The 24,421-nt window shown below is 51.3% G+C and carries 21 protein-coding genes; 15 read left to right on the top strand and 6 right to left on the bottom strand.

Going from position 1 to position 24,421, the window contains the following annotated elements:
• Positions 1-445 precede the first annotated feature (445 nt).
• Positions 446-2,350, top strand: a complete 1,905-nt coding sequence (locus tag HHO50_RS13260; RefSeq protein ID WP_181306538.1) for a pyruvate kinase — start codon at positions 446-448, stop codon at positions 2,348-2,350.
• A gap of 561 nt (positions 2,351-2,911) precedes the next feature.
• Here HHO50_RS13260 and HHO50_RS13255 read toward each other — a convergent pair.
• Positions 2,912-3,874, bottom strand: a complete 963-nt coding sequence (locus tag HHO50_RS13255) for a DUF2027 domain-containing protein (RefSeq protein WP_181306537.1) — start codon at positions 3,872-3,874, stop codon at positions 2,912-2,914.
• A 217-nt stretch (positions 3,875-4,091) separates the two neighbouring features.
• On the opposite strand from HHO50_RS13255, the gene HHO50_RS13250 reads away from it, so the two are divergent.
• From HHO50_RS13250 to HHO50_RS13240, 3 genes are all read left to right on the top strand, one after another.
• On the top strand, positions 4,092-4,745 hold the full coding sequence (locus HHO50_RS13250; protein WP_181306536.1) for an acetoacetate decarboxylase family protein: 654 nt from the start codon (positions 4,092-4,094) through the stop codon (positions 4,743-4,745).
• A 99-nt stretch (positions 4,746-4,844) separates the two neighbouring features.
• Positions 4,845-5,111: a type II toxin-antitoxin system HicA family toxin gene (locus tag HHO50_RS13245; protein WP_181306535.1), complete on the top strand. Its 267-nt coding sequence runs from the start codon at positions 4,845-4,847 to the stop codon at positions 5,109-5,111.
• The gene (locus tag HHO50_RS13240) at positions 5,101-5,313 is read left to right on the top strand and encodes a type II toxin-antitoxin system HicB family antitoxin (RefSeq protein WP_181306534.1); all 213 of its coding nucleotides are present in this window, start codon (positions 5,101-5,103) and stop codon (positions 5,311-5,313) included. The genes HHO50_RS13245 and HHO50_RS13240 overlap by 11 nt, the downstream gene beginning before the upstream one ends.
• Positions 5,314-5,396: 83 nt before the next feature.
• Here the strand turns inward: HHO50_RS13240 and HHO50_RS13235 are convergent, their stop codons facing one another.
• Complete coding sequence (locus HHO50_RS13235; RefSeq protein ID WP_370457593.1) at positions 5,397-6,338, bottom strand: DUF2279 domain-containing protein; 942 nt, start codon at positions 6,336-6,338, stop codon at positions 5,397-5,399.
• A gap of 412 nt (positions 6,339-6,750) precedes the next feature.
• Between HHO50_RS13235 and HHO50_RS13230 the strand changes: the two genes are divergently transcribed.
• From HHO50_RS13230 to HHO50_RS13190, 9 genes are all read left to right on the top strand, one after another.
• Entirely contained in the window at positions 6,751-8,163 is a 1,413-nt protein-coding gene (locus HHO50_RS13230) for an anthranilate synthase component I family protein (protein WP_181306533.1), read from the top strand.
• A 98-nt stretch (positions 8,164-8,261) separates the two neighbouring features.
• Positions 8,262-8,885 (top strand): aminodeoxychorismate/anthranilate synthase component II, encoded by a 624-nt coding sequence (locus HHO50_RS13225; RefSeq protein WP_181306532.1) that lies wholly within the window; start codon positions 8,262-8,264, stop codon positions 8,883-8,885.
• Complete coding sequence (trpD, locus tag HHO50_RS13220) at positions 8,882-9,868, top strand: anthranilate phosphoribosyltransferase (protein WP_181306531.1); 987 nt, start codon at positions 8,882-8,884, stop codon at positions 9,866-9,868. Before HHO50_RS13225 ends, trpD begins: the two co-directional genes overlap by 4 nt.
• Before the next feature lie 8 nt (positions 9,869-9,876).
• On the top strand, positions 9,877-10,704 hold the full coding sequence (gene trpC, locus HHO50_RS13215) for an indole-3-glycerol phosphate synthase TrpC (protein ID WP_181306530.1): 828 nt from the start codon (positions 9,877-9,879) through the stop codon (positions 10,702-10,704).
• 309 nt (positions 10,705-11,013) lie between these two features.
• Entirely contained in the window at positions 11,014-11,649 is a 636-nt protein-coding gene (locus tag HHO50_RS13210) for a phosphoribosylanthranilate isomerase (RefSeq protein WP_181306529.1), read from the top strand.
• A gap of 70 nt (positions 11,650-11,719) precedes the next feature.
• Positions 11,720-12,916 carry a tryptophan synthase subunit beta gene (gene trpB / locus HHO50_RS13205; protein ID WP_181306528.1) on the top strand — a complete coding sequence of 399 codons (1,197 nt, stop codon included), beginning with the start codon at positions 11,720-11,722 and terminating at the stop codon, positions 12,914-12,916.
• Positions 12,903-13,679 carry a tryptophan synthase subunit alpha gene (gene trpA / locus HHO50_RS13200; RefSeq protein WP_181306527.1) on the top strand — a complete coding sequence of 259 codons (777 nt, stop codon included), beginning with the start codon at positions 12,903-12,905 and terminating at the stop codon, positions 13,677-13,679. Before trpB ends, trpA begins: the two co-directional genes overlap by 14 nt.
• A gap of 139 nt (positions 13,680-13,818) precedes the next feature.
• Positions 13,819-14,832 carry a 3-deoxy-7-phosphoheptulonate synthase gene (gene aroF / locus HHO50_RS13195; protein WP_181306526.1) on the top strand — a complete coding sequence of 338 codons (1,014 nt, stop codon included), beginning with the start codon at positions 13,819-13,821 and terminating at the stop codon, positions 14,830-14,832.
• Between the two features lie 585 nt (positions 14,833-15,417).
• Positions 15,418-16,173, top strand: a complete 756-nt coding sequence (locus tag HHO50_RS13190) for a hypothetical protein (protein WP_181306525.1) — start codon at positions 15,418-15,420, stop codon at positions 16,171-16,173.
• A gap of 286 nt (positions 16,174-16,459) precedes the next feature.
• Here the strand turns inward: HHO50_RS13190 and HHO50_RS13185 are convergent, their stop codons facing one another.
• The 3 genes from HHO50_RS13185 to HHO50_RS13175 form a co-directional block, all read right to left on the bottom strand.
• A complete protein-coding gene (locus tag HHO50_RS13185; RefSeq protein ID WP_219921546.1) occupies positions 16,460-16,792 on the bottom strand; it encodes a DUF4377 domain-containing protein in 333 nt (110 codons plus the stop codon).
• Positions 16,793-17,228: 436 nt separating this feature from the next.
• On the bottom strand, positions 17,229-17,702 hold the full coding sequence (locus HHO50_RS13180) for a hypothetical protein (protein ID WP_181306524.1): 474 nt from the start codon (positions 17,700-17,702) through the stop codon (positions 17,229-17,231).
• Positions 17,703-17,977: 275 nt separating this feature from the next.
• Positions 17,978-18,661: an arylesterase gene (locus HHO50_RS13175; RefSeq protein ID WP_181306523.1), complete on the bottom strand. Its 684-nt coding sequence runs from the start codon at positions 18,659-18,661 to the stop codon at positions 17,978-17,980.
• A 155-nt stretch (positions 18,662-18,816) separates the two neighbouring features.
• On the opposite strand from HHO50_RS13175, the gene HHO50_RS13170 reads away from it, so the two are divergent.
• Complete coding sequence (locus tag HHO50_RS13170) at positions 18,817-19,503, top strand: ABC transporter ATP-binding protein (RefSeq protein WP_181306522.1); 687 nt, start codon at positions 18,817-18,819, stop codon at positions 19,501-19,503.
• Positions 19,504-19,656: 153 nt separating this feature from the next.
• Positions 19,657-22,194 carry an ABC transporter permease gene (locus HHO50_RS13165; RefSeq protein WP_255478730.1) on the top strand — a complete coding sequence of 846 codons (2,538 nt, stop codon included), beginning with the start codon at positions 19,657-19,659 and terminating at the stop codon, positions 22,192-22,194.
• A 752-nt stretch (positions 22,195-22,946) separates the two neighbouring features.
• Here the strand turns inward: HHO50_RS13165 and HHO50_RS13160 are convergent.
• On the bottom strand, positions 22,947-24,194 hold the full coding sequence (locus tag HHO50_RS13160) for a sialidase family protein (protein WP_181306521.1): 1,248 nt from the start codon (positions 24,192-24,194) through the stop codon (positions 22,947-22,949).
• Between the last annotated feature and the right edge of the window lie 227 nt (positions 24,195-24,421).

Raw genomic sequence — 24,421 nt, 5'->3', positions numbered from 1 at the left:
GGGTGCTGAATTCACCATCGTTTAAGGGCTATTTTTCTGAAAACAGGCTCAAAACGGGTGTTGGAAGGCAAATTGGTTTCAAGCGTCAAATAGCAGTTCTGCCAAACCTTGCTTTTCTGTCTTGCCCGGCTATTTTTTATGAAAGCAACGCCTTTGTAGGAGGAAACGTTTTTTGCCTGTTTTTGGAAAATCAGCCCTAAAACCACACGGGCGCAAGTGTGGTAGCATGAGCTTGTTTTTGAATCATTTTCGTGAAAACAAGCCTAAAACAGAACCATGAACATAGTCTGAGTCTTGCCCAGAGGAGTGGAATCACCAGGAGGCCTCATCATGAAATCATTTATTTAAGGGATTGACCCATGCTAAGAAGCCAAACAAAACGTATGTGACATGAGTTGATTGCCAGAAACAGAGCGTCACGTTTGACCAGAACAAGTAAGACACCATGAAAAAAGATTCCTTACGCGCAGCCCGTGAAGAAGGCAACGTGTCAAGGGGGGAATTCCCTCCTAAAACAACGTTGGTCAAGCTCATCCACCAGGTGGAAGAACTTTTGCAGCAGGGGCAGGCTTTGGAGAAAACCTATGCCGCCCAGATCAGCAAGGTGCATCCGGCGTTTACAGCGGGCAGCAAAAACCTGCTGCACTACCTGGCCCTCCGCAAACAGGACATCCGGGCACTTCAGAGAGCTTTGTCTGGGTTGGGGCTTTCCTCTTTGGGCCGCGCCGAAGGCAATGTGGTGGCCAACCTCACGGCGGTTAAAAATCAACTGCAATTACTTCTGGTGCATACCAGTGACTCATCTCCAGCGGTGGTTCCTTTCCTTCCGGCCCTCTCCAGCCTCAAACCCAACATCACCGCCTTGCTGGGAGAACCGTCGCCCAACCGGGAGGGTCGCATCATGGTTACGTTTTCCTCAGACATGGCCGACGACTACGAAATGGTGCGGGATCTCATGAGAGCCGGTATGAACTGCGCCCGCCTGAACTGTGCCCATGACGATAAAACGGTGTGGGCGAAAATGGTGCGGCAGATCAAAAAGGCCGAAAAGGAACTGGGACGCAGATGCATGATTCTGTTTGACCTGATGGGCCCTAAACTCCGCACCGGATCAATCCAACCCGGCCCCCGGGTAGTGTCCATTCACCCCAAGATTGATGAACTGGGCGAAATACTGGCTCCGGCCAAAGCGTGGCTGGCCCCCAAAGATATTCCTGCCCCAGAACGGGTAGACCTTACGTTAAGGGTGTCGGCCGAGTGGGTGAAGCACGCGCGAAAAGGCGACGAGATTACCTTCAAAGACACCCGCCGAAGAAAAAGAACCTTTACCGTTTTGCAGAAAAAAGGCGGCGGCGTGCTGGTGCAACTTCTAAAATCGGCGTATCTCAGCGCCGGTACCGAGCTGACCCTGATCCATAAATCTGGCGAGGAGTTCAAGGAGAAGATAGGCACCTTGCCCCCCATGGTCATTCCGCTGAACCTGAAAGTAGGGCAGGAGTTATTTCTGCACCGCAAAAACATTCCGGGCGCGCCCGCCCGCTTTGACAAAGAAGGAAACGAAGTAGAGGCCGCGCATATCTCCTGCACCTTGCCCGAGATTTTTACAAGGGTAAAGAAAGGTGAGCCCATCTTGTTTGACGATGGCGAGATAGAAGGCGTGATTGAAGAAGTAACCCCAGATTTTCTGCGCCTGAAGATCACCGCCGCCGATGAGGCCGGAAGCAAACTCCGCGCAGACAAAGGCATTAACCTGCCGGAAAGTGGCCTGCAACTGCACAAACTAACCAAGAAAGACCGCGAAGACCTGGCCTTTGTGGTGCAGCACGCCGATGTGGTGAACCTTTCCTTCGTGAGCCGCCCCGAGATGGTGGAGGAGTTGCAGCACGCTTTGAGAGAACACCAGGCCGGGCACATTGGTATCATGCTCAAGATTGAAACCAAGGCCGCTTTCAGCAATCTGCCCCACCTGCTGCTCACCTTAATGCGGCAACACCCCGCCGGTATCATGATCGCGCGCGGAGACCTGGCCGTGGAACTAGGTTGGCAGCGGCTAGCCGAAGTACAGGAGGAAATCCTCTGGATCACCGAAGCCGCCCATCTGCCGGTAGTCTGGGCCACCCAGGTACTGGAGAAACTCACCAAAAAAGGCCGTCCGTCCCGCGCCGAAATCACCGATGCCGCCATGGCCCAACGCGCCGACTGCGTCATGCTGAACAAAGGCCCTCACATCCTGAAATCCATTTCCATGCTGGACGACATCATGAAGCGGATGCAGGAACACCAATACAAAAAAACCTCCCTGCTGCGCATGCTCCAGGTCTCTGATTTGGATGGAGAACTGAGTGAGTGAGTTGCGCTTGGAGGACTTGATGCGGGTTGTTTCTCTTGCTTGTAGTTTCGCTTATTTTTAAAGGGAATAAGCTCTTGGAAGGGGCATGTTCGTCAGATTTTTAGATTGGAAGGTGCATGGAATATGCTGTTGCCTTGGCTGCTTAGTGCTTGGATATTAGTTTGTGCACGCCTTACGCTGTTCCCTGGGTTTGGCTGCTTTTTGCGTGGGTGCAAGTGCTGTAATGTTTCATCTGTTCCGCTATGCGCTCACGGCCGCGAGGCCCCGTCTTCCCCTCCCGCACTGCCCTTTCGGCCCGAGAAGTCTGTCTCTCTTAGCTGATGTTTGTCTAGGGCCAAAAGCGAGGCGCGCTCGGGAAAGACTGGAACTGGGAAAGTTGCAGAAGCTATATCTGCCAATTCAGTACTTCTGCCCTCTAAAGCAGATACTCCCCCTTTGAAGGGGGCGAAGGGGGGATGTTAACACCTGCCGATCACACATTTCCATCCCACGCAAAGGCGTATTCCCCTCCTCGGGGGGGTAGGGGTGGGTTCTGGCGCTTTACCGTCTCCTTCTGAGGGGTTACTTCAAAGAAACCTTGGTAGCCCCATGCCCGAATTTCTCCTTGCGGGCATCTTCATAGAACTTGATGTGTGGGTTCCGGCTCAGCACTTTCTGGATTTCCTTCTTCAGTACGCCGTTACCGGTGCCATGGATGAAGATAATCTCGTGCATGTTGGCGGCAATAGCCCTGTCCAGGTTGTCCTGGAAAACGCTGAGTTGCTGACGCAGAATCTCAGAGTTGCTCATCTGTTTGGGGTCTTCGTTGGGCAGCAGTTTCTCAATGTGCAGGTCTACCTCGTGGTGCGGAACGGCCACTTTGTTATTCTCGGCCTGCGCCGATGACTCAATCAACTGTTCCTGAATCTGGTCTGGGTTTACCAAGGAAGGCTTTGAATCTAGTTGGAACACGTAGCCTTCCTTTTGCAACACCGGGGCCGTTTTCTTGCTCTTGTAAAAGGACGAGGCCTTGAACTTGAGTTTGCGGGTAACCGGTTCCAGCAGCGCATTGGAACCGGTTTTGTGCTGCAGGTACTGCACTACCAAATCAGGCCACTTCTCGAAATCGTTGAGGTGCAGGTGGGCTACCGGTTTGGTTTTCTTCGGGGTCAGTTTGTCGTTGTGCTGGGCCTTGTAGCCTTTCTCGGTTTCCTCACCGTAGGTGAACAATAAATCGAAATCGGAATTATTCACAATGTGCACCGCCAGCAATTCGGGCGTCTGGTGCACCAGCGTAATGTAAATGCCCGCCACGGCCGTGGACGGAACCACGGGAGCCTCCTTTTTCTTGGAAGGTTCAGGTGCGGCCGGGCCGGTACGGAACATTTCCGCTTCCTCGGGGGCGATCACCACCACCTCGCGGCGCATGACCGGAATGGTGAAATCATTGTCAATGGCTACTTCCACCAGGTTGTTATCCAGAAAGCGGGTAATCACGCCTTGCTCTCGGCCGTGCATGAGGCGCACGCGGTCTCCTATATTCATATCGTTTTAGGTCTTGTTTGGCAAAAACAGGCTAAAAACACCTGCCTTTGCACAAAGATACGCAAAAGCAAGGGAGGAGGGCGAAGAGTTCAAAGGCCGTGCCTCGGCGCAATGGTTCTGGCGACGAAAAGCTAAACCCCGGCAGCGGGAAGTTTGAAACCTAAAGCAACTGAGCCGAGTAGGAATCGTTGAAAAAAGCAAACCAAAGACCAACCGTATGCAGCCTCCCTCGCTCATTGCCCCGGCCCCCTGGAGTTTAACCGGCAACGGAATTGTTTGGCTCTACAAAATTCCCAAAGCTTTCAGTTATAACTTCGGGTTTCTAGCCGATTTTCAGCAAAACTCCTATGAAGCAGGAATGGGAGGCGTGCTGCTGATGAACTACGAGACTGCTGAGGTGGGCCCCTACCAGGAGTTGCTGTTTATTCCGGCCCTCTTTAAAGTAAAGGAGAAGCTCGCTTTTTCCATCTCCAAAATCTACGTGTCCACCCACGAAAGTGCCTGGAACGGCCGCGAGAACTGGGGCATTCCCAAAGAACTAGCCAATTTCAACATTCTTACCCAACCAGATGGGACTACCCATGTGCAGGTAAGCCGCGACGGTCAGACGTTCTTCACGGCGCAGGTAAAACCCTGGGGCCCCAGATTCCCTTTCACTACCAAGGTTTTACCAATGAACAGGATTGTGCAACAGCACCAAGGTAAATTACTCCTCACCCAACCAGAAGCCAGCGGGCACGCGCAATTGGCTTCCACGGAAAACATCAGCAGTGAAGCACATTTTTTTCCCCCTGTTCAGCAATTGAAACCTTTAGCCACAGTGGCACTGAATGATTTCAAGATGATGTTTCCGGTGGCGGAAGTCTTGTGAATTAGTTGAAATAGGCAATTATATAAGCTTTCTTCCCGTTTGTAGATAAAAGAAATTGCTTATCTTCACTAGGTTAAGTTTAATGCCATCGTGTAACGAATGAGTAAATATGAAAAGCTTCTTTTAAAAATTCTGTCTGGAACTTCAGATACCAATATTGGATTTGATGAACTGCGAAATTTTTTACTTACCCTAGGTTTCACTGAAAGAATGACCGGCGGGAGCCATCATATTTTTCATCGTGAGGGAATTGAGGAAATTATTAATATTCAAACGAAAGAAAGTAAGGCCAAACCTTATCAAGTAAAACAGGTAAGAGCCATTCTGCTCAAATATAAATTAGCCAAACATGAAGATGAATCCTAAATACGAAATTATCATGTATTGGAGTCAGGAAGACAATGCGGTCATCGCAGAAGTGCCTGAACTGGCGGGTTGCATGGCTGATGGTGCGACCTATGAAGAAGCCTTACAACAGGTACGAATTGTAATACAGGAGTGGATTGAAACAGCTAAGGCTCTTGGCCGGGAAATTCCTAAACCAAAGGGGAAATTAATGTATGCTTAATAGCTAATCATACCGCAAGTTACCGCTGCGCTAAACTTGCGGTATAGAGGGATTTAACCTACTGCTAACTTTAAACTAGCAATCTAAAAATACACCCCATGCATCTTCCAGCCCTGCTTTCTGTTATACTCTAACGCCGGAGCGGGAAACTTGAAGATGGACAAGACATAAAAGGCGCTCTTCAGGAACTTGCTGCGGGTGGGAATGGCCTGCCAGTTTAGGTCTACGCTGAGGTAATATTGCCGGTAGGCGTGTAAGCCTAGGGCGCGGTTGGCATCCACATCATTGTACACCATTTCTTCGGCCCCATAACCTAGGGCGGGATTTAGCCATTTGGGGAACCGGCTCTTAGGGGAGAGGAACTTCGCCAAGTCCACGCTGAGCCAGTACGTGTGCCCGTTGTAGTCTTTCAGGAACTCCTCAGTGGCGCCTTTGCCTAGCACGTTGGGGCGCAGGGGAGCGTAGTGGGTGCGGTGAAAGGAATATTTCGGCGTAAGCCGGATTTCGCCCCACGCCAGTTGCTGCGTGATGACCGCCAAAGAACCGGCTGCGTTGGCGGCAATGTCGGTGAGGGAGGCACCGTAAGCGGGGGAGCGGCCGTCAAAGTATTCAATGGGGGTTTGCAGCACGAAGCCCAGGGCACCGCCGTACCAGATGGCTTTCTTTTCGGGCACGCCCGCTTTCCGCCGTAAATCTACGCCCAGGCGGCTTTCATGGAAAGCACCCCAGAAATGACCAGCTTTGTCCAGTTGCTTCCACTCGTGGGCATCATTAAACCAATGGAAGCTAGTTTGCTTGTTTTCCTGGTACCAGGCGTGGTTCAGCAGGGCCAAGCCGCCCACGTAAACGGTCGCGCCCCCGGCGGCCAGCCACGGCAGACGGCGGCTGAATTGGTTGAGGGTGTCAGCCGCGGCCTCCGTTTCATGGGTATAGGTAGACTGCGCCTTCGTCTTGAAAGGAGTAAGTCCTAATTGAAAAACCAGCAGGAACAGGAAGAAAGACCGAAAGGCAGAGGAGTGCAACACAGGTTAAAAGTACGGAAATAGTAGGTTTTTAGCCTATTTTTGAGAAAGTGCATCTTTTTTTGACACTTTTCTTGCGAATCATTTTCTGGCTCCTACATTTGCAACATGAACAAGACACAATTTTCGCACAACGCCTGGTGGCACGCACGTCAAAACTGATGGGTGAACCGCTTGCTGTGCAGAAATGTACCATAACCAAAGGCTCGGATTCACCCGGGCCTTTGGTGTTTTTAACGCGTTCAGAACAACTAATAAAAGAGCAGAATGAAACGAGAAATGATTAGCGGAATGATGTGTTGGTGGCACCCATTGGAAAATGTGTGAACAGCAGGCCCTTGCCTAATCTAAACTTGCCTATACCTTAAAGGGCTTGCTGTTCAACCAAAACAGTAAGCCTTTTTTTATTCCTTTTATGAAGACCTACACCCTACAAACGCAATACCGCCAACTCCTCGCCGACACCGTGACCCCGGTGGGCATTTACCTGCAACTCCGCGACAAGTACCGCAACTGCCTGCTGCTGGAAAGCTCTGACTACCACGGCCAGGAGAACAGTTTCACCTACATCTGCTGCGAACCCATCGCGGAGTTCCGGCTGAAAGACAACGTGCTGCGCCGCTCTTACCCAGACGGCACGGTAGAAGAACAGGTATTGGCGCAGAAGCGCGATGCGGTGCATCTGCTCCAAACGTATTGCGAGTCGTTTAAGGCGGAGGCCGGGCCGTTCGGGTTTATCCAGAACGGGTTGTTCGGGTACATGTCGTTTGAGGCGGTGCAATACTTTGAGACGCTGGAATTACAAGAGAAAGAATCGGCGCACGCCGAGATGCCCGAGATTCTGTACCAGGCTTTCCGGTTTGTGATTGCCATTGACCATTTCAAAAACGAGCTGTACATTTTTGAGCACTTTTCAGGAAATCAGCCCCAAAACGACGGCTTGGATGAACTGGAGACGCTTATTCAAAACAAGAACTTCCCGGCCTTCCACTTCGCTACGGCCGGGGAGGAAACCACGAACCAGACCGATGAAGAGTTCCTGCGCATCATAGAAGAGGGCAAACGCCACTGCCACCTGGGCAACGTGTTCCAGATTGTGTTGTCGCGCCGGTTTTCGCAGTCGTTCCAGGGCGATGAGTTCAACGTGTACCGCGCCTTGAGGTCTATTAACCCATCACCATACCTGTTCTACTTTGACTACGGCAACTTCAAGATTTTCGGGTCTTCGCCCGAGGCGCAGTTAACCATCAAGAACGACGTAGCCACCATTTACCCCATTGCGGGCACGTTCAAGCGCACCGGCAATGACGCCGCCGATGCCGAACTGGCGCAGAAACTCTATGACGATCCCAAGGAGAACTCAGAGCACGTGATGCTGGTAGACCTGGCCCGCAACGACCTCAGCCGCCACGGCGACCACGTGCAGGTAGAGGTGTTCAAAGAAGTGCAGTACTATTCGCACGTGATTCACCTGGTTTCCAAAGTGACCGCCAACCTGCCGCAGGCGCACGGCTCGGTGCAGATGGTGGCAGATACGTTTCCGGCCGGTACCTTGTCGGGCGCTCCCAAACACCGCGCCCTCACCTTGATTGATGAACTAGAGCCTACGGGCCGGGGTTATTACGGCGGCTGCATCGGGTACCTGGGCTTCGGCGGAGATTTCAACCATGCCATCATGATTCGGTCGTTCCTGAGCGTGAAGAATACCCTGTATTTCCAGGCCGGGGCTGGGGTGGTGGCCAAGTCAGACACCCAAAGCGAACTGAACGAAGTGCACCACAAACTGGCCGCCCTGCGGAAGGCCTTGGAAAAAGCCGCCACTATCTAAAGAAAGATAAAAGCTGTTTTACGCCTATTTACAGCAAAGAAGGCCTGAAACACCCACCAGAAGAACTGAACCAGAGCCCAGACAAATCCTTTACCGTCATGAAAATTCTTGTCTTAGATAACTACGATTCCTTTACCTACAACCTGGTGCAGTTGCTCCGGGAACTGGGTTACGGAAAACAGCTGGAAGTATTCCGCAACGACCAAATCAGTTTGGAAGAGGTGGAGAAGTATGATGTGATTCTGCTTTCGCCGGGGCCGGGAGTGCCTAGCGAGGCCGGTATCATGCCTGCGTTGCTGCAGAAATATGCGCCCACCAAGCGCATCATGGGGGTTTGCCTGGGGCACCAGGCCATTGCCGAAGCCTTCGGGGCGGAGTTGTCTAACCTGAAGGAGGTGTTTCATGGCGTGTCTTCCACCATGCGGGTCGTGAATACCAATGAGCCGATGTTCAAGCAATTGCCTACTACTTTTAGCGTGGCTCGCTACCATTCCTGGACGGTCGTGCCCGAGTCAGTGCCTGCGGCTCTCAAAATCACGGCCGTAGATGAAACTGGCGAAGTGATGGCTATTCGGCATAGCCAGTATGATGTGTGCGGCGTGCAGTTTCACCCAGAATCCATTCTCACCGAGTTCGGCAAAGAAATGCTGAACAATTGGTTGCAGAACCCCACCAAGCGCGTGAACCAGTGGACTACTTTTGCCGCCTCCCTTGCCCTATGAAACAAGTACTGCAACAACTGATTGAGCACAAAGCGCTCTCCAAAGACACCGCCAAACAGGTGCTTATCAATATTGGCCGGGGTCAGTACAACACCAGCCAAATGGCCGCTTTCATGACCGTGTACCTCATGCGCAACATCACCGTGCACGAACTGGAAGGTTTCCGGGAAGCCATGCTGGAACTGTGCCTGCTCCCCGAACTGGGCACCGACCAGGTAATTGACCTCTGCGGCACCGGCGGCGACGGCAAAGACACCTTCAACATCTCTACGCTGGCGTCTTTTGTGGTAGCGGGAGCGGGTTACAAAGTAGCCAAACACGGAAACAACGGCGTTTCCTCTATCTGCGGCTCGTCTAACGTGATGGCGCATTTGGGTTATTCGTTTACCAATGACAGCACCGCACTCAGAAACAAACTGGAAGCGGCTAACATTTGCTTTCTGCATGCCCCGCTGTTTCACCCGGCCATGAAAGAAGTGGCCCCCATCCGGAAGGATTTGGGCGTGAAAACGTTCTTCAACATGCTGGGGCCCATGATAAATCCGGCTAAGCCGCATTTCCAGATGGTAGGGGTTTTCAGTTTAGAACTGTTGCGTCTGTATACGTACCTTTACCAACAGACCGGCAAACGCTTTGTGCTGCTGCACGCGCTGGATGGGTATGACGAGGTTTCCCTCACCGGGCCGTTTAAAATGGTTACGCCAGAAGGTGAGCAGATTCTACAGCCGTCAGACTTAGGCTTGCCTACCTACCAGGAAAGTGACTTGGCCGGCGGCAACACCGTGGAAGATTCTGCGGCGATTTTCATGAACGTGCTGGAAGGCCGCGGAACAGCTGCCCAACAGGATGCCGTCATCGCCAACGCCGGACTGGGGATTTACTGCTCAGATGAGCGTCTTTCCTTGCAGGAGGCTTTGCAAAAGGCCCGGCATTCGCTAGATACCGGCCTGGCCCTGAAAACATTTAGAACCTTATTAGCTTAACCCCTTATATGTCATCCACCATCTTAGATAAAATCATCGCCCACAAGCGGCAGGAAGTAGCTGATCGCAAAACTCTGGTGCCTACCGCTTTGTTGGAGCGCAGCATTTATTTTGGCTCGCAGCCGGTATCGCTCCGCAAGTATGTGCAGCGCCCCGATCTGACCGGCATCATTGCCGAGTTCAAACGGAAGTCGCCCTCCAAAGGAACCATCAACGCGTATGCGCCGGTAGAACGCACTTCCATCGGGTACATGCAGGCGGGCGCTTCGGCCTTGTCTATCCTGACGGATTCTAATTTCTTCGGGGGGAAGAACGAAGACCTGACTACCGCCCGTAAATTCAATTTTTGCCCCATCCTGCGGAAAGATTTCGTGGTGGAGGAATATCAGATTCTGGAAGCCAAATCCATTGGGGCTGATGCCATCTTGTTGATTGCGGCGGTGCTTTCTAAAGAGGAGGTAAGCCAATTGGCGCAGTTTGCCCATTCGCTGGGTTTGGAAGTGTTGTTGGAAGTACATGACCGCGAGGAACTGGAGCGCACCGTCACGCCGCACGTAGATTTGATTGGTGTGAACAACCGCAACCTGCATGATTTCTCGGTGAGCCTGCAAACGTCCATTGACCTAGCCCAGTACATTCCCAATGACTTCGTGAAAGTATCTGAGAGCGGGTTAAGCGAGGCGAAAAGCATTCTGGAACTTCGGGAACACGGCTATGAAGGCTTCCTGATAGGAGAGACCTTCATGCGCCACAGCCGCCCCGAAAAAGCTTGTCTGGCGTTTGTGGAAGAGTTAAAGAAACTGAGTGCCGTTAATCAGGTAAGTTTTTCTAAGTAAGTGGTTTATAGCGTAAATTTGCTAAAAGGAGCAGAACAAATGCAACTATCATTTTGTCATCCTGAAAGGAACTTGTGGGCGAACAGTAATTGCGCTTGTTTAAAGCTTTTCTAGTTCGCCACAAGTTCCTTTCAGGATGACAAAGAGAGGAGATAGTCCTTCCTGTCCAAATAATTAAAAGGATGTTACGTCGCTTTAAGCCTGTTTTCAGGAAAACGAGCCGAGAACGCACACGCGAACAAACGACATTTTCTGAGTCATTCTCTTTCTTTGTCTTTTTCAGAAATGCAGCTTATTAGTACAGATAAAATGTCAGAAAATTCGCTTAAGATAAAAGTGTGCGGCATGAAGTACAGCGAGAACATTGAAGAACTCCTGTTACTGAGACCAGATTACGTGGGGTTTATCTTTTATGAAAAGTCGCCCCGGTTCATCACCACGCAGTGGGCGGTTTTTGCGTCTGTTTTCCCGAAAACAACCCGAAAAGTGGGCGTGTTTGTGGACGAGACCGCTGAAGGGGTTTTGCAGAAAGCCACGGAGTTGGGCTTAGACATGGTGCAGCTGCACGGGCATGAATCGCCGGAACTGTGCATGGAAGTGAGAGAAACCGGCCTCACCGTGATGAAAGCGTTTAGGGTAGGCGAGGATTTTGACTTCGGGCAATTGCAGCAGTACGCGCATGATTGTGATTACTTCCTGTTTGATGCCAGCGGCGCTAACCCCGGCGGCAACGGCGTTCGGTTTAACTGGGAAGTGCTGAAAAACTACACCCTGGATGTTCCTTTTTTCCTGAGCGGCGGCATTGACCTGGAGCATGTGGAGGAGATAAAAGCCTTGCGCTTGCCGCAACTGCACGGCCTTGATTTGAACAGTAAGTTTGAGATTCAGCCGGGCTTAAAAGACATGAACCGACTGAAACTGTTTATAGAAGAGATAAGAGGTTAACCTTTATTGTACAACAAGTTAAGAGATGTTTTTTTCATGGGAAGGCACCTCAGAACTTAAAACCAAAGGAATGGAATACGGAGTAAATGAACGCGGCTACTATGGCCAATTTGGAGGGGCTTTCATCCCGGAAATGCTGTACCCTAACGTAGAAGAACTGCGGGAAAAATACCTTACCATTATTCAGGAACCTGCCTTCCAGGAGGAGATGCAGGAACTCCTGCGGGATTACGTGGGCAGACCCACGCCCTTGTACCACGCCAAGCGCCTTTCTGAAAAGTACAACACCAAAATTTACCTGAAGCGGGAAGACCTGAACCATACCGGCGCCCATAAAATCAACAACACGGTGGGTCAGATTCTGCTGGCCAAACGTCTGGGCAAGACCCGCATCATCGCGGAGACCGGAGCCGGTCAGCACGGCGTGGCTACGGCCACGGTGTGCGCTTTGGCCGGGCTGGAGTGCATTGTGTACATGGGCAAGATAGACACCGAGCGGCAGCGCCCCAACGTGGAGAAAATGCGCCTGCTGGGAGCAACCGTGGTGCCCGTCACTTCCGGTTCCCAAACCCTGAAAGACGCCACCAACGAAGCCATCCGCGACTGGATAAACCATCCCGAGGACACGCATTATATCATCGGCTCCGTCGTAGGCCCCCACCCGTACCCCGACATGGTGGCCCGTTTCCAGTCCGTTATTTCAGAAGAGATTAGAAAACAGCTGCTGGAGAAGGAGGGACGCGAGTTGCCCGATTATGTGGTGGCCTGCGTGGGCGGTGGTTCCAACGCGGCCGGTGCCTTTTACCATTTCCTGGATGAACAAAGTGTGCAATTAATTGCCGTAGAAGCGGCTGGTTTGGGCGTGGATTCCGGTCATTCGGCGGCTACCTCTGTTTTAGGGAAAACGGGCATTATTCACGGCAGCAAGACCCTGCTCATGCAAACCGACGATGGTCAGATTACCGAGCCGTATTCCATTTCCGCCGGACTGGATTATCCGGGCGTTGGCCCGCAGCACGCGCATTTGGCCCAAACCGGACGTGCCCGTTTCATTGCCATTACCGACGCCGATGCCATGGAAGCCCTGCGTGAGTTAAGCCGTCTGGAAGGAATTATCCCCGCCATTGAAAGCTCGCACGCCTTAGCGGCATTGAAAGAAGTACAGGCGGGCCCCGATGACGTAGTCGTGCTGAACCTCTCGGGCCGCGGCGACAAAGACCTTAGTACCATTCTCACTTACTTTGAACAACAAGATGCCTCAAAATAGACTCACGCGCCTGTTCCAGGAGAAAAGCGGAAATCTACTGAATATTTACTTCACCGCCGGTTATCCTAAACTGGAAGATACGATGACTATTCTGGAAGAACTGGAAGCCGCTGGCGCAGACTTGGTGGAAATCGGAATGCCCTTCTCAGACCCGCTCGCCGATGGGCCCACTATTCAAGCCAGCAATCAGGTGGCATTGGAAAACGGGATGTCCATCAAGAAGTTATTGCAGCAATTAGAGCAAGTCAGAGAAAGGGTAACGCTCCCCATTATTCTCATGGGCTACCTGAACCCGGTGATGCAGTACGGCTTCGAGCGCTTCTGCGAAGACGCCGCCCGCGTTGGCGTAGACGGCCTCATTCTCCCCGACCTTCCGTTTGCCGAGTACGAGGAAGAATACAAGCCCATTCTGGAGAAACACGGCCTCAGCCTCATCTTCCTGATTACCCCGCAAACCTCAGAGGCGAGAATCCGGCAGATAGACGCGCTCACCAACTCCTTCATTTACATGGTGTCCAGCGCCAGCACCACCGGCAGTCAGGTGCAAGCCAGCGATTCGCAGCAAGCGTACTTTTCCAAAGTGCAGAAGCTCGGTTTGAAAAACCCGTTGCTCATTGGCTTTGGCATCAGCGACAAGCCTTCGTTTGAAATGGCCTGCCTTTCCGCCCACGGCGCCATCATCGGCAGCGCCTTCATCAAGGCCTTGCAGCAACCCCAGGAAGTGCGCGAAAACGTCCGTTCTTTCCTAAAAACACTTAAATAGATGTGAAGATTGGGTAATGAGGAGATTTGGAAATGAGAAGTTGATGTATTTATTGTAATCTTCAAATTTCCACATCTTCAAATCTCCTCATTACCCAATCTTCACATCTTCAAATCACCTCATCTCCAAATCAACAAAAATGTTAATCCAACTACATTCAGATATACGTCCCGAGGACAAAGCGGCCATTGTACACAAGGCCCAAGAATTGAAGTACAAAACCACTGAGGTGGTGACCCAGGCGGGGCATTACCTGGTGGGTACCGGCAAAGCCGAGTTTGACGTGCGGGCCATCGGGAATTTGCGGGGCATCAAAGACATCCACATTGTCTCTGATGATTATCGGCTGGTTTCCAGAAAATGGAAGGTAAACCCCACCGTTATTGATTTTGGCGATGGGCTGAAGGTGCAGGAAGGCGATTTTACCATCATGGCCGGCCCGTGCTCCATTGAAAACGAATCCCAGATTGAGAAAACCATTCAGCATTTGGTGGCCAACAACGTGCGTTTCATGCGCGGCGGCGTGTTCAAGCCCCGTTCGTCGCCGTATTCCTTCCGCGGACTCGGGATTGAAGGCCTGAAGTTATTTTATGACATGTGCCGGGCCCAAGGCATCAAGGTTGTCACCGAGGTCATGCAGGTGTCACAGATTGCCGACATGGAACCGTACACCGATGTGTTCCAGGTGGGAGCCCGCAACACGCAGAACTTCAACTTGCTGGACGAACTGGGAAAAGTGGACAAACCGGTCTTGCTGAAGCGCGGCATCTCGGGTACCATTGATGAACTGCTGTACTCCGCGGAATACATCTTCTCCGGCGGCAACGAAAAGCTGATGCTCTGCGAACGCGGCATCAGAACCTACGAAACCGCCAGCCGCAACACCTTGGACTTGAACGCTATTCCCATCCTGAAAGAGAAAACCCACTTACCGGTGATTGTTGATCCTTCGCACGGCATCGGCATAAGGGAATATGTGGAGCCGATGGCCTTGGCGGCTATCATGGCCGGTGCCGATGGCATCATCTATGAAACCCACGAGAAGCCCGAAGAAGCCGCCTCAGACGGAGCCCAGACCCTCAGTTTCACGGAATCTGAGCGCCTGATCAAGAAAATGCGGAAAACGTTTGCGCTTAGGAAAGAACTGGCCTAAGCAATTTTGATCATATCTCACCCCAGCCTGCAGATGCGTTTAGGGGCTCTTTTGAGGTAAACAGGCCGTAAACGCGGGAACTGCTCTTCCGGAGTGGAACTCCGGAAGCAACCTGCCGGGGAGTTCTACTCTCCTTTTTATGCGACACCTGCCCGTGGCTCCTGGTGGAGTTCCACTCCGCAGCAGGTAGGTTCGGGAGTAGAACTCCCGAACAGCAAGCAAAGAAATGCGCTCCCGCAGAGAGGGGAGGTTTTCTGACGCGTTTAGGGCCTGTTTTAGGGAAAACGGGCCTAAAACGCAGAAGCCGTTGAGATGAAATGCCTTGCTTCTTTACTGACTGGCTTGAACCCAAATTCAAAATATTCGTAAAAACTATTGCTTTTATAAAGGAAAGTCTCTATATTAGTTTCAGTTATGAGAACATTAGCCCTTTCACTCATTATGGTCAATTGCAAACCGTACGCGCCGCGTACCGGAGCAAGGACTGTATGGGCTACTTCTAACTGAATGACTTAGAAAGAATATAACCCACTATAAAGCCTGGTTCCGGTAAACGGAACCAGGCTTTTTTTATGTACCAACGCCATGTATCAGCAACAGTACCACCAGTACACCATCCGGCAGCAGCAAACCTGGAACATCTTGTACACCAAGCGGGCAGAAGCACTTTCTGCCGCGGTCTCCGCGCCTTTTTGGAACGGGGTCAACGCGCTGGAACTGAAGGCTTATTTTATTCCTGAATTCACTAAGGTGAACTTTCACTTACGGCGGCTCACCGAATGGGAGTTGGTGGCAGTAGAGGAGCCTTTGCGCCCGAGACAAGTATTAGCAAGATGGGCCAGGCAGAAGTTTCCGGCGGTCACTTCGCTGCGCGTGCACCCAGACGTGGATTTGCGTTTGCAGGGCGAGAAAGATATGTTCCAGGATTTGTTCAGCCATTTGCCTTGGCTTCTTCAGCCCGAGGTAGCCGATTTCATGCAGCGGTTGGGACAGTTGTCTTTACCGCACAAAGACCCTACCGTTACTGACCTGCTATGGCGTCTGGCGCAGCATGTTCTGGGCAACGGACTTTTGCGCGATGAACACGGAAAGGTGACCTTGTTTGGTGCCAACTTACTTTCAAACGCCCCGGTAGCCGAATTAGCCATGAAAAGCGAATACGCCTGGAGACCTATGGTGTTGGAAGACTTACTAGGACAGCCATACAAAGCCGGAGAAACACCGGAGGCCTACTTCGTGCTGGAAAGCTTCTCAGATTTGACCCGTTTAGTGGATAAACTGGAAAGAGAAGGACTACCGGTAGCGGAGATTCCGGCCTCTTGGCAGTTGGTGGCCAGTTAGTAGCTTAGTTGAAGTATAGCTTTTTAGTAAGACGATGGCCTCAAGAAAGTTGAGGCTATCGTGTAAGCGGCGGTGGAGGCCGTAGCTGCCGCTTACACGAAGCTAAGTTTAGTTTTTCTTCTGCAATGATCGTGCAGTTTTTCTCGTTTCTGGCCTGTTTTCAGGAAAAGAGCTCGAAAAAGAGTTTCCAGCGCCATCTGTTCTTCTTCTTGAATGTAAGGACAAGGACGCATCTGGTTTTGCCTTAATTTCAGAAAAACAGAATGGAAATATGTTCCTGAGTCAACTATACCTTTTCCTTAGATATAACTTCTATAAGCGTATACCCGCGGCTTGACCCATCAGCAGGTGGGTTTTCCACTTTTTCAACTCTTACTTTCAAAGTGTAGATGAAACCTTCTTCATACTGAAAGCCTACTATCCCGTTATAAAAAAGGCTCCAGTCGCTAGTTCCTATTTGATTGCCTTCTTGTACCAGATAGCAATTCATCTCACCAACTGCTTGGCAGGCTTGTCTATAGGAGTTCACCCGCATCGTAGTCTCGTATGTTTCTATCTCGTCATCCTTGCAAGAGGTTAATGCAAAAATTAAAACAGGAATCAAGGTAAGTTTGCTCATGTTTATGAACTTTTAATTTGTTTTATGACCCTTAAAGGGCGAGTAGAGTATCTTTTGCCACTTCGGCCGCTGTTGCGAAGATCAACACCAGGGGCATCAGACAGGCACAGAAAGGAATGCAGTTAGCGCTGCGGCCTACAACCTGCCGAAACTGCTGCGCTTCACCCCGAATAGAGCTCAAACTGCTGTCATGGCACTGCCAAGGCCTGACCGGCAAGTGCTTTTTGAGGCTTTTATGGAGCAAGGATCAAGAAAACCTTTGGGCCACGGAGGAAGCAACTTTTGTAGCTCTCTCTATTAAGAGTAATTCTGTCTCGTAAAGAATATTTATCTTTCTTTTTATGATTTACATGCCGCCAATGGTTAGTATAAAAAACGTGCTAGGCCGTCGGCCGATGCTGACTTTTATACCAGGCGTTGGCATTAGTTTTTCTTTTTACTCCGGCTCATTTGACAAGACCCAAGGAATGTTACAGTCAAACTCAATCTGAACTATTCTGTCAGTGTCCTTAAAAGGTGTCAATGCGCTGTCGCGACGGAATCCGATGCTGAAGTTCTCCGTGATACTTGTTAATTCGAGTGTGTGTCCGCCGTTTTGCAGAGGCACAGTACAGTCTTTCCCTTCAAAGTCGCCTTTGAAATGAAACCAGCCGCTGTAATAATGTAGTCCGTTCTCAAGCTTTGCGAACTCACTTACTTCTATTTCCTTTTTAAAGTCTATCCCAAGATTTGAGAACAGCTTTTTCACTTCTTCGGGGAAAATCTGTTCTCTTTGCTCTACGAAATTCTTGCAGTAATCACAGCCGCAACTTTCAGCACTGGAATGTTCAAATTCCAAGTAGGTTTGTGCGGTCAGTTCTTTGTCTGCATTAAGCTTCCAATCCCGAAAGCTAATATGGGCTTCTTTCATTCTTTAAATTACCACCAACTACAATATAAACATACCACCTCCGGTTATCTGCACTTTGACGGGATTATAAAAAATAGGGGTGTTTTACTTCTGCAATAATACTTTAAAGCTTTACACTTTCCGTTTCAATTTAAAGGTTTTATGGACTAGACAATAAAGCAGTTCCCTTTTCAACGGATTTTCTAAAAAGTACCCATACAAAGCCCTTCCGTTTAGAGGCTGATTTCATGAAATCAGCCTCTAAACGGAAGGGCTTTGTATGGGATGCAAGTACGTTACAGTACGTCTTTCAGTACTTCCCACACATTGCTGGCCAGGATTTTCTGTCCGGCGGCGGTGGGGTGTACGCCGTCTGGTTGGTTCAGGGAGCGGACTCCGCCCACGCCTTCCAGCAGGAAAGGCACCAGGGCCATGTTGTTTTCATTGGCTAATTGCCGGAAAATCACCCGGAACTCGCCCGCGTAAGCACCGCCCATGCTGGGGGGCACTTCCATGCCCAGCATGACCAACTTGGCCTCGGGGTATTTGGCGCGTACCTTGTCTACAATGGCTTGCAGGTTCTTCTTCGTTTCTGAGGGAGGGATACCTCTAAGTCCGTCATTGGCCCCCAATTCCAGCACAAATACATCTACCGGTTGGCGTAGAAGCCAGTCGATCCGGTTTTTGCCGCCCGCCGAGGTTTCGCCGCTTAAGCCCGCGTTGATGGCTTTGTACGGCCAGTCCAGCGAATCTATCTTTTTCTGAATAAGAGCCGGAAAGGACTCTGTAGACGAGTTAAGGCCGTACCCGGCGGTGAGGCTGTTACCGAAGAAGAGGATATTTTTCATAGCTTGAGGGGCCTTGTTAGTGGTTTCCTGATTGGTTCCGGGGTTCGTTTTGTCCTGCGTGTTGCCTTTTTCGGCGCAGCCAGTACCCCACCAAACTAAGAGCAGCAGGTAAATGAAAGTTGGTTTATACATGTTGCTTCGTTTTCTTGTTCACAAGCAAAGAAAGTACTTTATAACTAGTTTCTGCCGTTTGGGTTTTAAACAAAGGATTTTAAATCCTGTTCTGTAATTTGCCGTTTGCTTGTACGGCAAGTGAACTAATCTTATCCTTACTCAAACCATTGCTTGTGACACCCATTCTGCATATTCAGGATCTTACCAAAACTTACCAAAGTACCGGCCACACCTTAACGGTACTGGACAACATCAACTTCAGCGTAGAGGAAAAAGCCACCATCTCTATAGTGGGGCCATCGGGCAGCGGGAAAACCACACTGTTGGGCTTGTGTGCGGGGCTGGATCGTTCCAGTTCAGGGTTGGTGGAGCTAAATGGCATCCGGTTAGACACCCTCAGTGAAGATGCGCGCGCGCAGGTCAGAAACCAATACGTGGGCTTTATTTTCCAGAACTTCCAACTCCTGCCCACCCTCACGGCCCTGGAAAACGTGATGGTGCCCTTGGAACTCAGGGGGGAGAAGAACATCAAACCCCAGGCCCTGGAACTGCTGGACAAAGTAGGCCTGACGGATAGGGCCCACCATTATCCCTCCCAACTATCGGGTGGCGAGCAGCAGCGGGTGTCGCTGGCCCGGGCTTTCTCCAACAAACCCAAAATCCTTTTCGCCGATGAACCCACCGGTAACCTGGATGCCGAGACGAGCGAGAAAATAGTCAAACTCATCTTCGACCTCAACCGCGAAGCGGGCACCACCCTGGTCTTAGTAACCCATGACGCTGAGCTAGCCTCCAAAACCCAACGCATTCTGCGGGTAAAAGGCGGTAAGCTGGTGTCTGATGAACTGACTGGGGTGTAAATTTGAAGATTTGAAAATTAGGAGATTTGAAGATGCTGCCTTTTGTGAGGCATTAGAAAGTCTTTCTTCTGGCGGTTAAATATTAACGTTGTAAATTAAAAAAGCTAAAGTGCTGCTGCAAAGTAGTAAGTTAGTAATTAGGATCTTATCTGAATGTATAAACTCAATTTTCCGTGGCTGGTGCAGATGGCGTGGCGAGATAGCCGCCGGAACCGTTCACGGCTGTTTCTTTTCATCTCGTCCATCATACTGGGCATAGCGGCGTTGGTGGCTATCTTCTCGTTTGGCTACAACCTGCGCGCAGATATTGACAACCAGGCCAAGGAATTGATCGGGGCCGATCTGGTGATATCGAGTAACCGGCCGGTTGATCCTAAGATGTTGCCGCTGCTAGACTCCTTGGGCAACCGCCGCTCCAGAGAACGGAGCTTCGCCTCCATGATTCTGTTCCCCAAAAGTCAGGGCACCAGATTGGTGCAGATACGGGCGTTGGAAGGTCAATTCCCCTACTACGGAGCCTTGGAGACGGTACCCGCCTCTGCGGCCCAAAGCTTCCGGAACGGACAACAGGCGCTGGTAGACAAAACCCTTATGCTTCAGTTTAATGCCCAGATTGGCGATTCCATCAAAGTGGGCGAGGTGACGTTCCAGATTGCCGGCATCCTGAACAAAGCGCCGGGGCAGACGGGCATTTCGGCCACGGTGGCTCCGGCGGTGTATATTCCACTGCGTTTTCTGCCGCAAACGGGATTAGAACAGAAGGGCAGCCGCATCAATTACCTCTTCTACTACAAGTATGATACACCCACAAATATCAAGCAACTGGTAGACAAGCTGGAGCCCCGGCTGGAGAAAGAAGCCCTGAACACCGAAACCATTGAGACGCAGCGCGAAGACATGGGCCGTTCTTTCAAGGATCTCACCAGTTTTCTGGCCTTGGTAGGGTTCATTGCTTTGCTGTTGGGCAGTATTGGCGTGGCGAGTGCCATTCACGTGTACATCAGGGAGAAACTGCGTTCCATTGCCATTCTGCGGTGCCTGGGCGTGAGTGCCACGCAGGCTTTCCTGATTTACGTGATTCAGATACTGGGCATCGGGTTGCTGGGGTCTATACTGGGGGCCGCGCTGGGAACCTTGGTGCAGCAGTTGTTGCCGCAGGTGTTGCAAGATATGTTACCCATTAAGATCACCGTCGCCATCTCGTGGCTGGCCATTCTGCAGGGCATCGGACTGGGGCTGATGATCTCCTTGTTGTTCTCGCTACTGCCGCTGGTAAGCATCAGAAACGTGTCGCCGCTCAATACACTGCGGTTGTCATTGGAGAGTACCGGCATGTTCAGAGACCCGCTGAAATGGTTGGTATATGGCCTTATTCTGCTGTTCATCTTCGGGTTCACGTACCTGCAGACCGAAAAACTGAGAGAGGCGGCTTACTTTACCTTAGGTGTTCTGGCCGGATTTCTGGTTCTGACCGGAATGGCTTGGGGCTTGATGTGGACGGTGCGGCGGTTCTTTCCCGAGTCGTGGAGTTACCTCTGGCGGCAGGGGCTGGCGAACCTGTTCCGGCCCAATAACCAGACGCTGATCCTTATTGTTTCCATCGGGCTGGGCACCGCCTTCATCAGTACGCTGTATTTTGTGCAAACTATTTTATTGAACCAAGTGACGCTGTCGGCCCGCGAGAACCAGCCCAACATGGTCTTGTTTGACATCCAGCAGGGGCAGCGGGAAGCCGTAGCCGCGCTCACCAAACAACAGGGATTGCCGGTACTGCAGGAGGTGCCCATTGTGACCATGCGCATGGAGGAAATCAACGGCCTCACGGCCGACCAGGTGGAAGAAGACAGCACCGCCGGCGTTTCCCCCCGGGCCTTCCAGCGCGAAATTAGATCTACTTTTAGAAGTACTCTCACTAATGCCGAAAGGGTGGTGGAAGGAACCTGGCACGGCAAAGTACTTTCCCCGGAAGACACCGTCTACGTTTCCTTAGACCAGAATTACGCCGAGCGGATTAGGGTAGAGGTGGGCGATAAAATTGTGTTCAACGTGCAAGGCGCACTTATTCCCACGGTGGTAGGGAGTCTACGGGAAGTAGACTGGAACCGCATCCAAACCAATTTCAGGGTGATTTTCCCAATAGGCGTGCTGGAAGCCGCCCCACAGTTCCATGTGCTCATGACCAAAGTGCCCACCGCTGAAACTTCGGCAAGATTTCAGCAGGCGGTGGTACGGCAATTCCCCAATATTTCCATCATTGACCTGGAACTGATTCTGAGTGTGATGGATGAACTGCTGGATAAGATTGGCTTTGTAATCAGGTTTATGGCCGGGTTCAGCATCATTACCGGACTGGTGGTGCTCATTTCCTCGGTGCTCATCAGCAAGTACCAGCGCAGGCAGGAAAGTGTCTTGCTCCGCACCTTAGGCGCCAACCGCAAACAGATTTTCCTTATCACCGCTCTGGAGTACTTCTTTTTAGGGGGCCTGGCTGCCGGAACGGGCATTGTCCTGTCTTTGATTGGCAGTTGGGCACTGGCAAAGTATAGTTTTGAGACCACGTTTACGCCTGAACTTTGGCCGGTGCTTTTGTTATTCCTGCTCATTTCCTCTCTAACGGTATTCATTGGGCTGTTCAACAGCCGAGCCGTGGTGAACCGGTCACCGCTGGAAGTGCTGCGGTCTGAAGGGTAGTGGGAGCCTGTTTTTGGCTTGTTTTCTGAAAAACAGGCCAGAAGTGCAAAAGGTGAAGGGCCTGCTTTAGTAAGCTCTTTATACTTTTATGGGTTTATTTCTGCGGTTTAGCCTCTGCCTGGGATTGGCTTCCTTGGAGAGATAGGTGTATGCAGTTTGCTGTTCCCCTGGCTTGTCTGCTTTTTGCGTAGGTATTGGTGGGTGCACGCCTCTTGCTGTTCCCCTGGCTTTTCCGCTTTTTGCGTGGGTGCAAGTGCTGTATTGTTTCATCTTTGGCGGTAAGCGCTCACGGCCGCGGGGCCCCGTCTTCCCCTCTCGCACTGCCCTTTCGGCCTGAAAGGTTTGTCTCTCTTCTATTTTGTCTATCTAGGGCCAAAAGCGAGGCGCGCTCGGGGAAGACTGGAACTGGGGAAAGTAAGTGAAAAACCCTTTTTCTATGGCACTACGGCGCGGATTTACTTCCGTGACTTTCGATAATGCTTCCATAAGTCACGGAAGTAAATCCGCGCCGTAGTAGCGGTTATTAATTGTAATGCCGCTATTCCCCAGCAAAGGCGTATTCCCCTCCTCGGAGGGGTGGGGGTGGGTTCTGACGCTCCACCAACTCTTTCCAACGCACTCCATTCACTCATTCATTCACTCATTCAATAAATAGAGGTATGACTACTATTTACCCAAAGAGCGTTTCAAGTCTGTTTTCCAAAAAACAGACTTGAAACGCTCTTGCTTTCAGAAGGAAGTTGAGGAAAGGATTAGTTGGTTTTTTCGTGCTTTACTACCTGGTACCAAACTTCACTGTTTTTCTCCTGCTTCTGGGTGTAGGCTACCAGGATAGATGCATTGTCCAGGCCCAGAATGACGGGGTGGGTGGTGTTGGTGGAGTCAGCCGTGAGGTATGCATGTTTGATGGGTTTGCCCGAGGTGTCTCTGAGTTGTAACCCAATCCGGCTGCTGAATTTGCCGGGGGTAGGTACCTGTTCATCCCACACCAAGGCCAGTTGGTTCTCGCCGTAACTGGTGAGTTGCGGGTGTTTGGCCGAGGGCAACTGACTAACGGCCTCGCGCGGGGCGAACGGGGCTTCTCCGTTTTTATGGCTGTAAAACACGCCCCTGCCCCCGCCCATGGTGTACCAGGCGGCATGCAAGCCATTCTGGTTCCAGGCCAGCGTAGGGCCGGTGTGCGGACAGCCATCAATCACCCAATTGTCTGGGCTGATGCGCTCGCGCGGCATGAAGGTTTGGCCGTTATCAGCCGAAACCAGGTGCATCATGTCTCTGATGCTGTCGTTGAGGATGGCGCGGTAGGCGGCGTGAAGCTGGCCGTTTCCGTCTACAAACAAATCGGTGCGGCAGCATTGGCAGAGCTGTTGGTCAATCACTTTCTCATAGGTAAACCCGTGGCGGCCGCTGGTGCTGGAGAAATAAAGGCTGGAGCCTTCTTTGGGCGTGTTCTTGCGCGAGTCCAGCCAGATGGCGGCCACTTCGCCGGTGGGCAGCAGGGCGATGTCAAAGTACCGTTCATCAATGCTGTTCTGGGCATCCTGCGCCAATTGGCGGGCTGCCGTCCAGGTTTTTCCGCCGTCAAAAGACTGGGAGTATTTCACCAGACCGGCGTAGGTGTTCTCGGGGTTCGGATTTTGCACGGCAAACATGGCCAGCAGGTCGCCGTTGGGTTTGAACAGCAGCTTGGATAGATTCTCATCGTGCGGATAAACGCCGACAGAGGTAGGAATGGCTGTTGCCTGCCCAAAGGTTTTGCCGCCATCCGCGGAGCGGGCGTACATCAACAGAAAGTTCCCCGTCGTGTCCTGCGCCTGCACCCAGCACAACACCGGGTTGCCTTGGTGGTCTTTGGTGAGGTAAGGGCAGGAGGCTTTCAGGTTCGCCAGGGAAATCCTTTTCACCGTTAGTTCCTCCTCCGCAGGCTTCGGCTGGCAGCCGGTTAGTAAAAGAACGAGTACACTTAAAAAGGCAATTGGCTTGATACAAAATGATTTCATGCGTGTCTTAACGGAAAGGTTTTTTGTTGGAGAAATTCGTTTAAGGGCTGTTTTTGGGAAAAGAGGCCTAAAACCGGTTGGTGCTGTTTGGCCCTAAAATCAGAGAAACAGCCCATAAACCCATTTTTTTATTTTGAAGAACTTGTGAGCGAACGGCAAAGGCATTTATTTGATGTCTTTCTAGTTCGCCCACAAGATACGTTCAGGATGGACAAAATGCTGGATTA

Origin of the sequence: Rufibacter sp. XAAS-G3-1 (assembly GCF_013623775.1) — a bacterium.
Taxonomy (GTDB): Bacteria; Bacteroidota; Bacteroidia; order Cytophagales; family Hymenobacteraceae; genus Nibribacter.
Note: the sequence above shows the minus strand (reverse complement) of the source record. Positions and strands in the feature narration are given on the sequence as shown.

What these genes read in the sequence shown, in the direction of transcription:
- trpD (WP_181306531.1), top strand. Translation starts at nt 8,882, where the DNA reads ATGAAACAAGTACTGCAACAACTGATTGAGCACAAAGCGCTCTCCAAA.
- HHO50_RS13210 (WP_181306529.1), top strand. Translation starts at nt 11,014, where the DNA reads ATGTCAGAAAATTCGCTTAAGATAAAAGTGTGCGGCATGAAGTACAGC.
- HHO50_RS13255 (WP_181306537.1), bottom strand. Translation starts at nt 3,874, where the DNA reads ATGAATATAGGAGACCGCGTGCGCCTCATGCACGGCCGAGAGCAAGGC.
- aroF (WP_181306526.1), top strand. Translation starts at nt 13,819, where the DNA reads ATGTTAATCCAACTACATTCAGATATACGTCCCGAGGACAAAGCGGCC.
- trpC (WP_181306530.1), top strand. Translation starts at nt 9,877, where the DNA reads ATGTCATCCACCATCTTAGATAAAATCATCGCCCACAAGCGGCAGGAA.
- HHO50_RS13240 (WP_181306534.1), top strand. Translation starts at nt 5,101, where the DNA reads ATGAATCCTAAATACGAAATTATCATGTATTGGAGTCAGGAAGACAAT.
- HHO50_RS13180 (WP_181306524.1), bottom strand. Translation starts at nt 17,702, where the DNA reads ATGAAAGAAGCCCATATTAGCTTTCGGGATTGGAAGCTTAATGCAGAC.
- HHO50_RS13250 (WP_181306536.1), top strand. Translation starts at nt 4,092, where the DNA reads ATGCAGCCTCCCTCGCTCATTGCCCCGGCCCCCTGGAGTTTAACCGGC.
- HHO50_RS13160 (WP_181306521.1), bottom strand. Translation starts at nt 24,194, where the DNA reads ATGAAATCATTTTGTATCAAGCCAATTGCCTTTTTAAGTGTACTCGTT.
- HHO50_RS13225 (WP_181306532.1), top strand. Translation starts at nt 8,262, where the DNA reads ATGAAAATTCTTGTCTTAGATAACTACGATTCCTTTACCTACAACCTG.
- HHO50_RS13230 (WP_181306533.1), top strand. Translation starts at nt 6,751, where the DNA reads ATGAAGACCTACACCCTACAAACGCAATACCGCCAACTCCTCGCCGAC.
- HHO50_RS13185 (WP_219921546.1), bottom strand. Translation starts at nt 16,792, where the DNA reads ATGAGCAAACTTACCTTGATTCCTGTTTTAATTTTTGCATTAACCTCT.
- trpA (WP_181306527.1), top strand. Translation starts at nt 12,903, where the DNA reads ATGCCTCAAAATAGACTCACGCGCCTGTTCCAGGAGAAAAGCGGAAAT.
- HHO50_RS13190 (WP_181306525.1), top strand. Translation starts at nt 15,418, where the DNA reads ATGTATCAGCAACAGTACCACCAGTACACCATCCGGCAGCAGCAAACC.
- HHO50_RS13165 (WP_255478730.1), top strand. Translation starts at nt 19,657, where the DNA reads ATGTATAAACTCAATTTTCCGTGGCTGGTGCAGATGGCGTGGCGAGAT.
- trpB (WP_181306528.1), top strand. Translation starts at nt 11,720, where the DNA reads ATGGAATACGGAGTAAATGAACGCGGCTACTATGGCCAATTTGGAGGG.
- HHO50_RS13245 (WP_181306535.1), top strand. Translation starts at nt 4,845, where the DNA reads ATGAGTAAATATGAAAAGCTTCTTTTAAAAATTCTGTCTGGAACTTCA.
- HHO50_RS13260 (WP_181306538.1), top strand. Translation starts at nt 446, where the DNA reads ATGAAAAAAGATTCCTTACGCGCAGCCCGTGAAGAAGGCAACGTGTCA.
- HHO50_RS13175 (WP_181306523.1), bottom strand. Translation starts at nt 18,661, where the DNA reads ATGTATAAACCAACTTTCATTTACCTGCTGCTCTTAGTTTGGTGGGGT.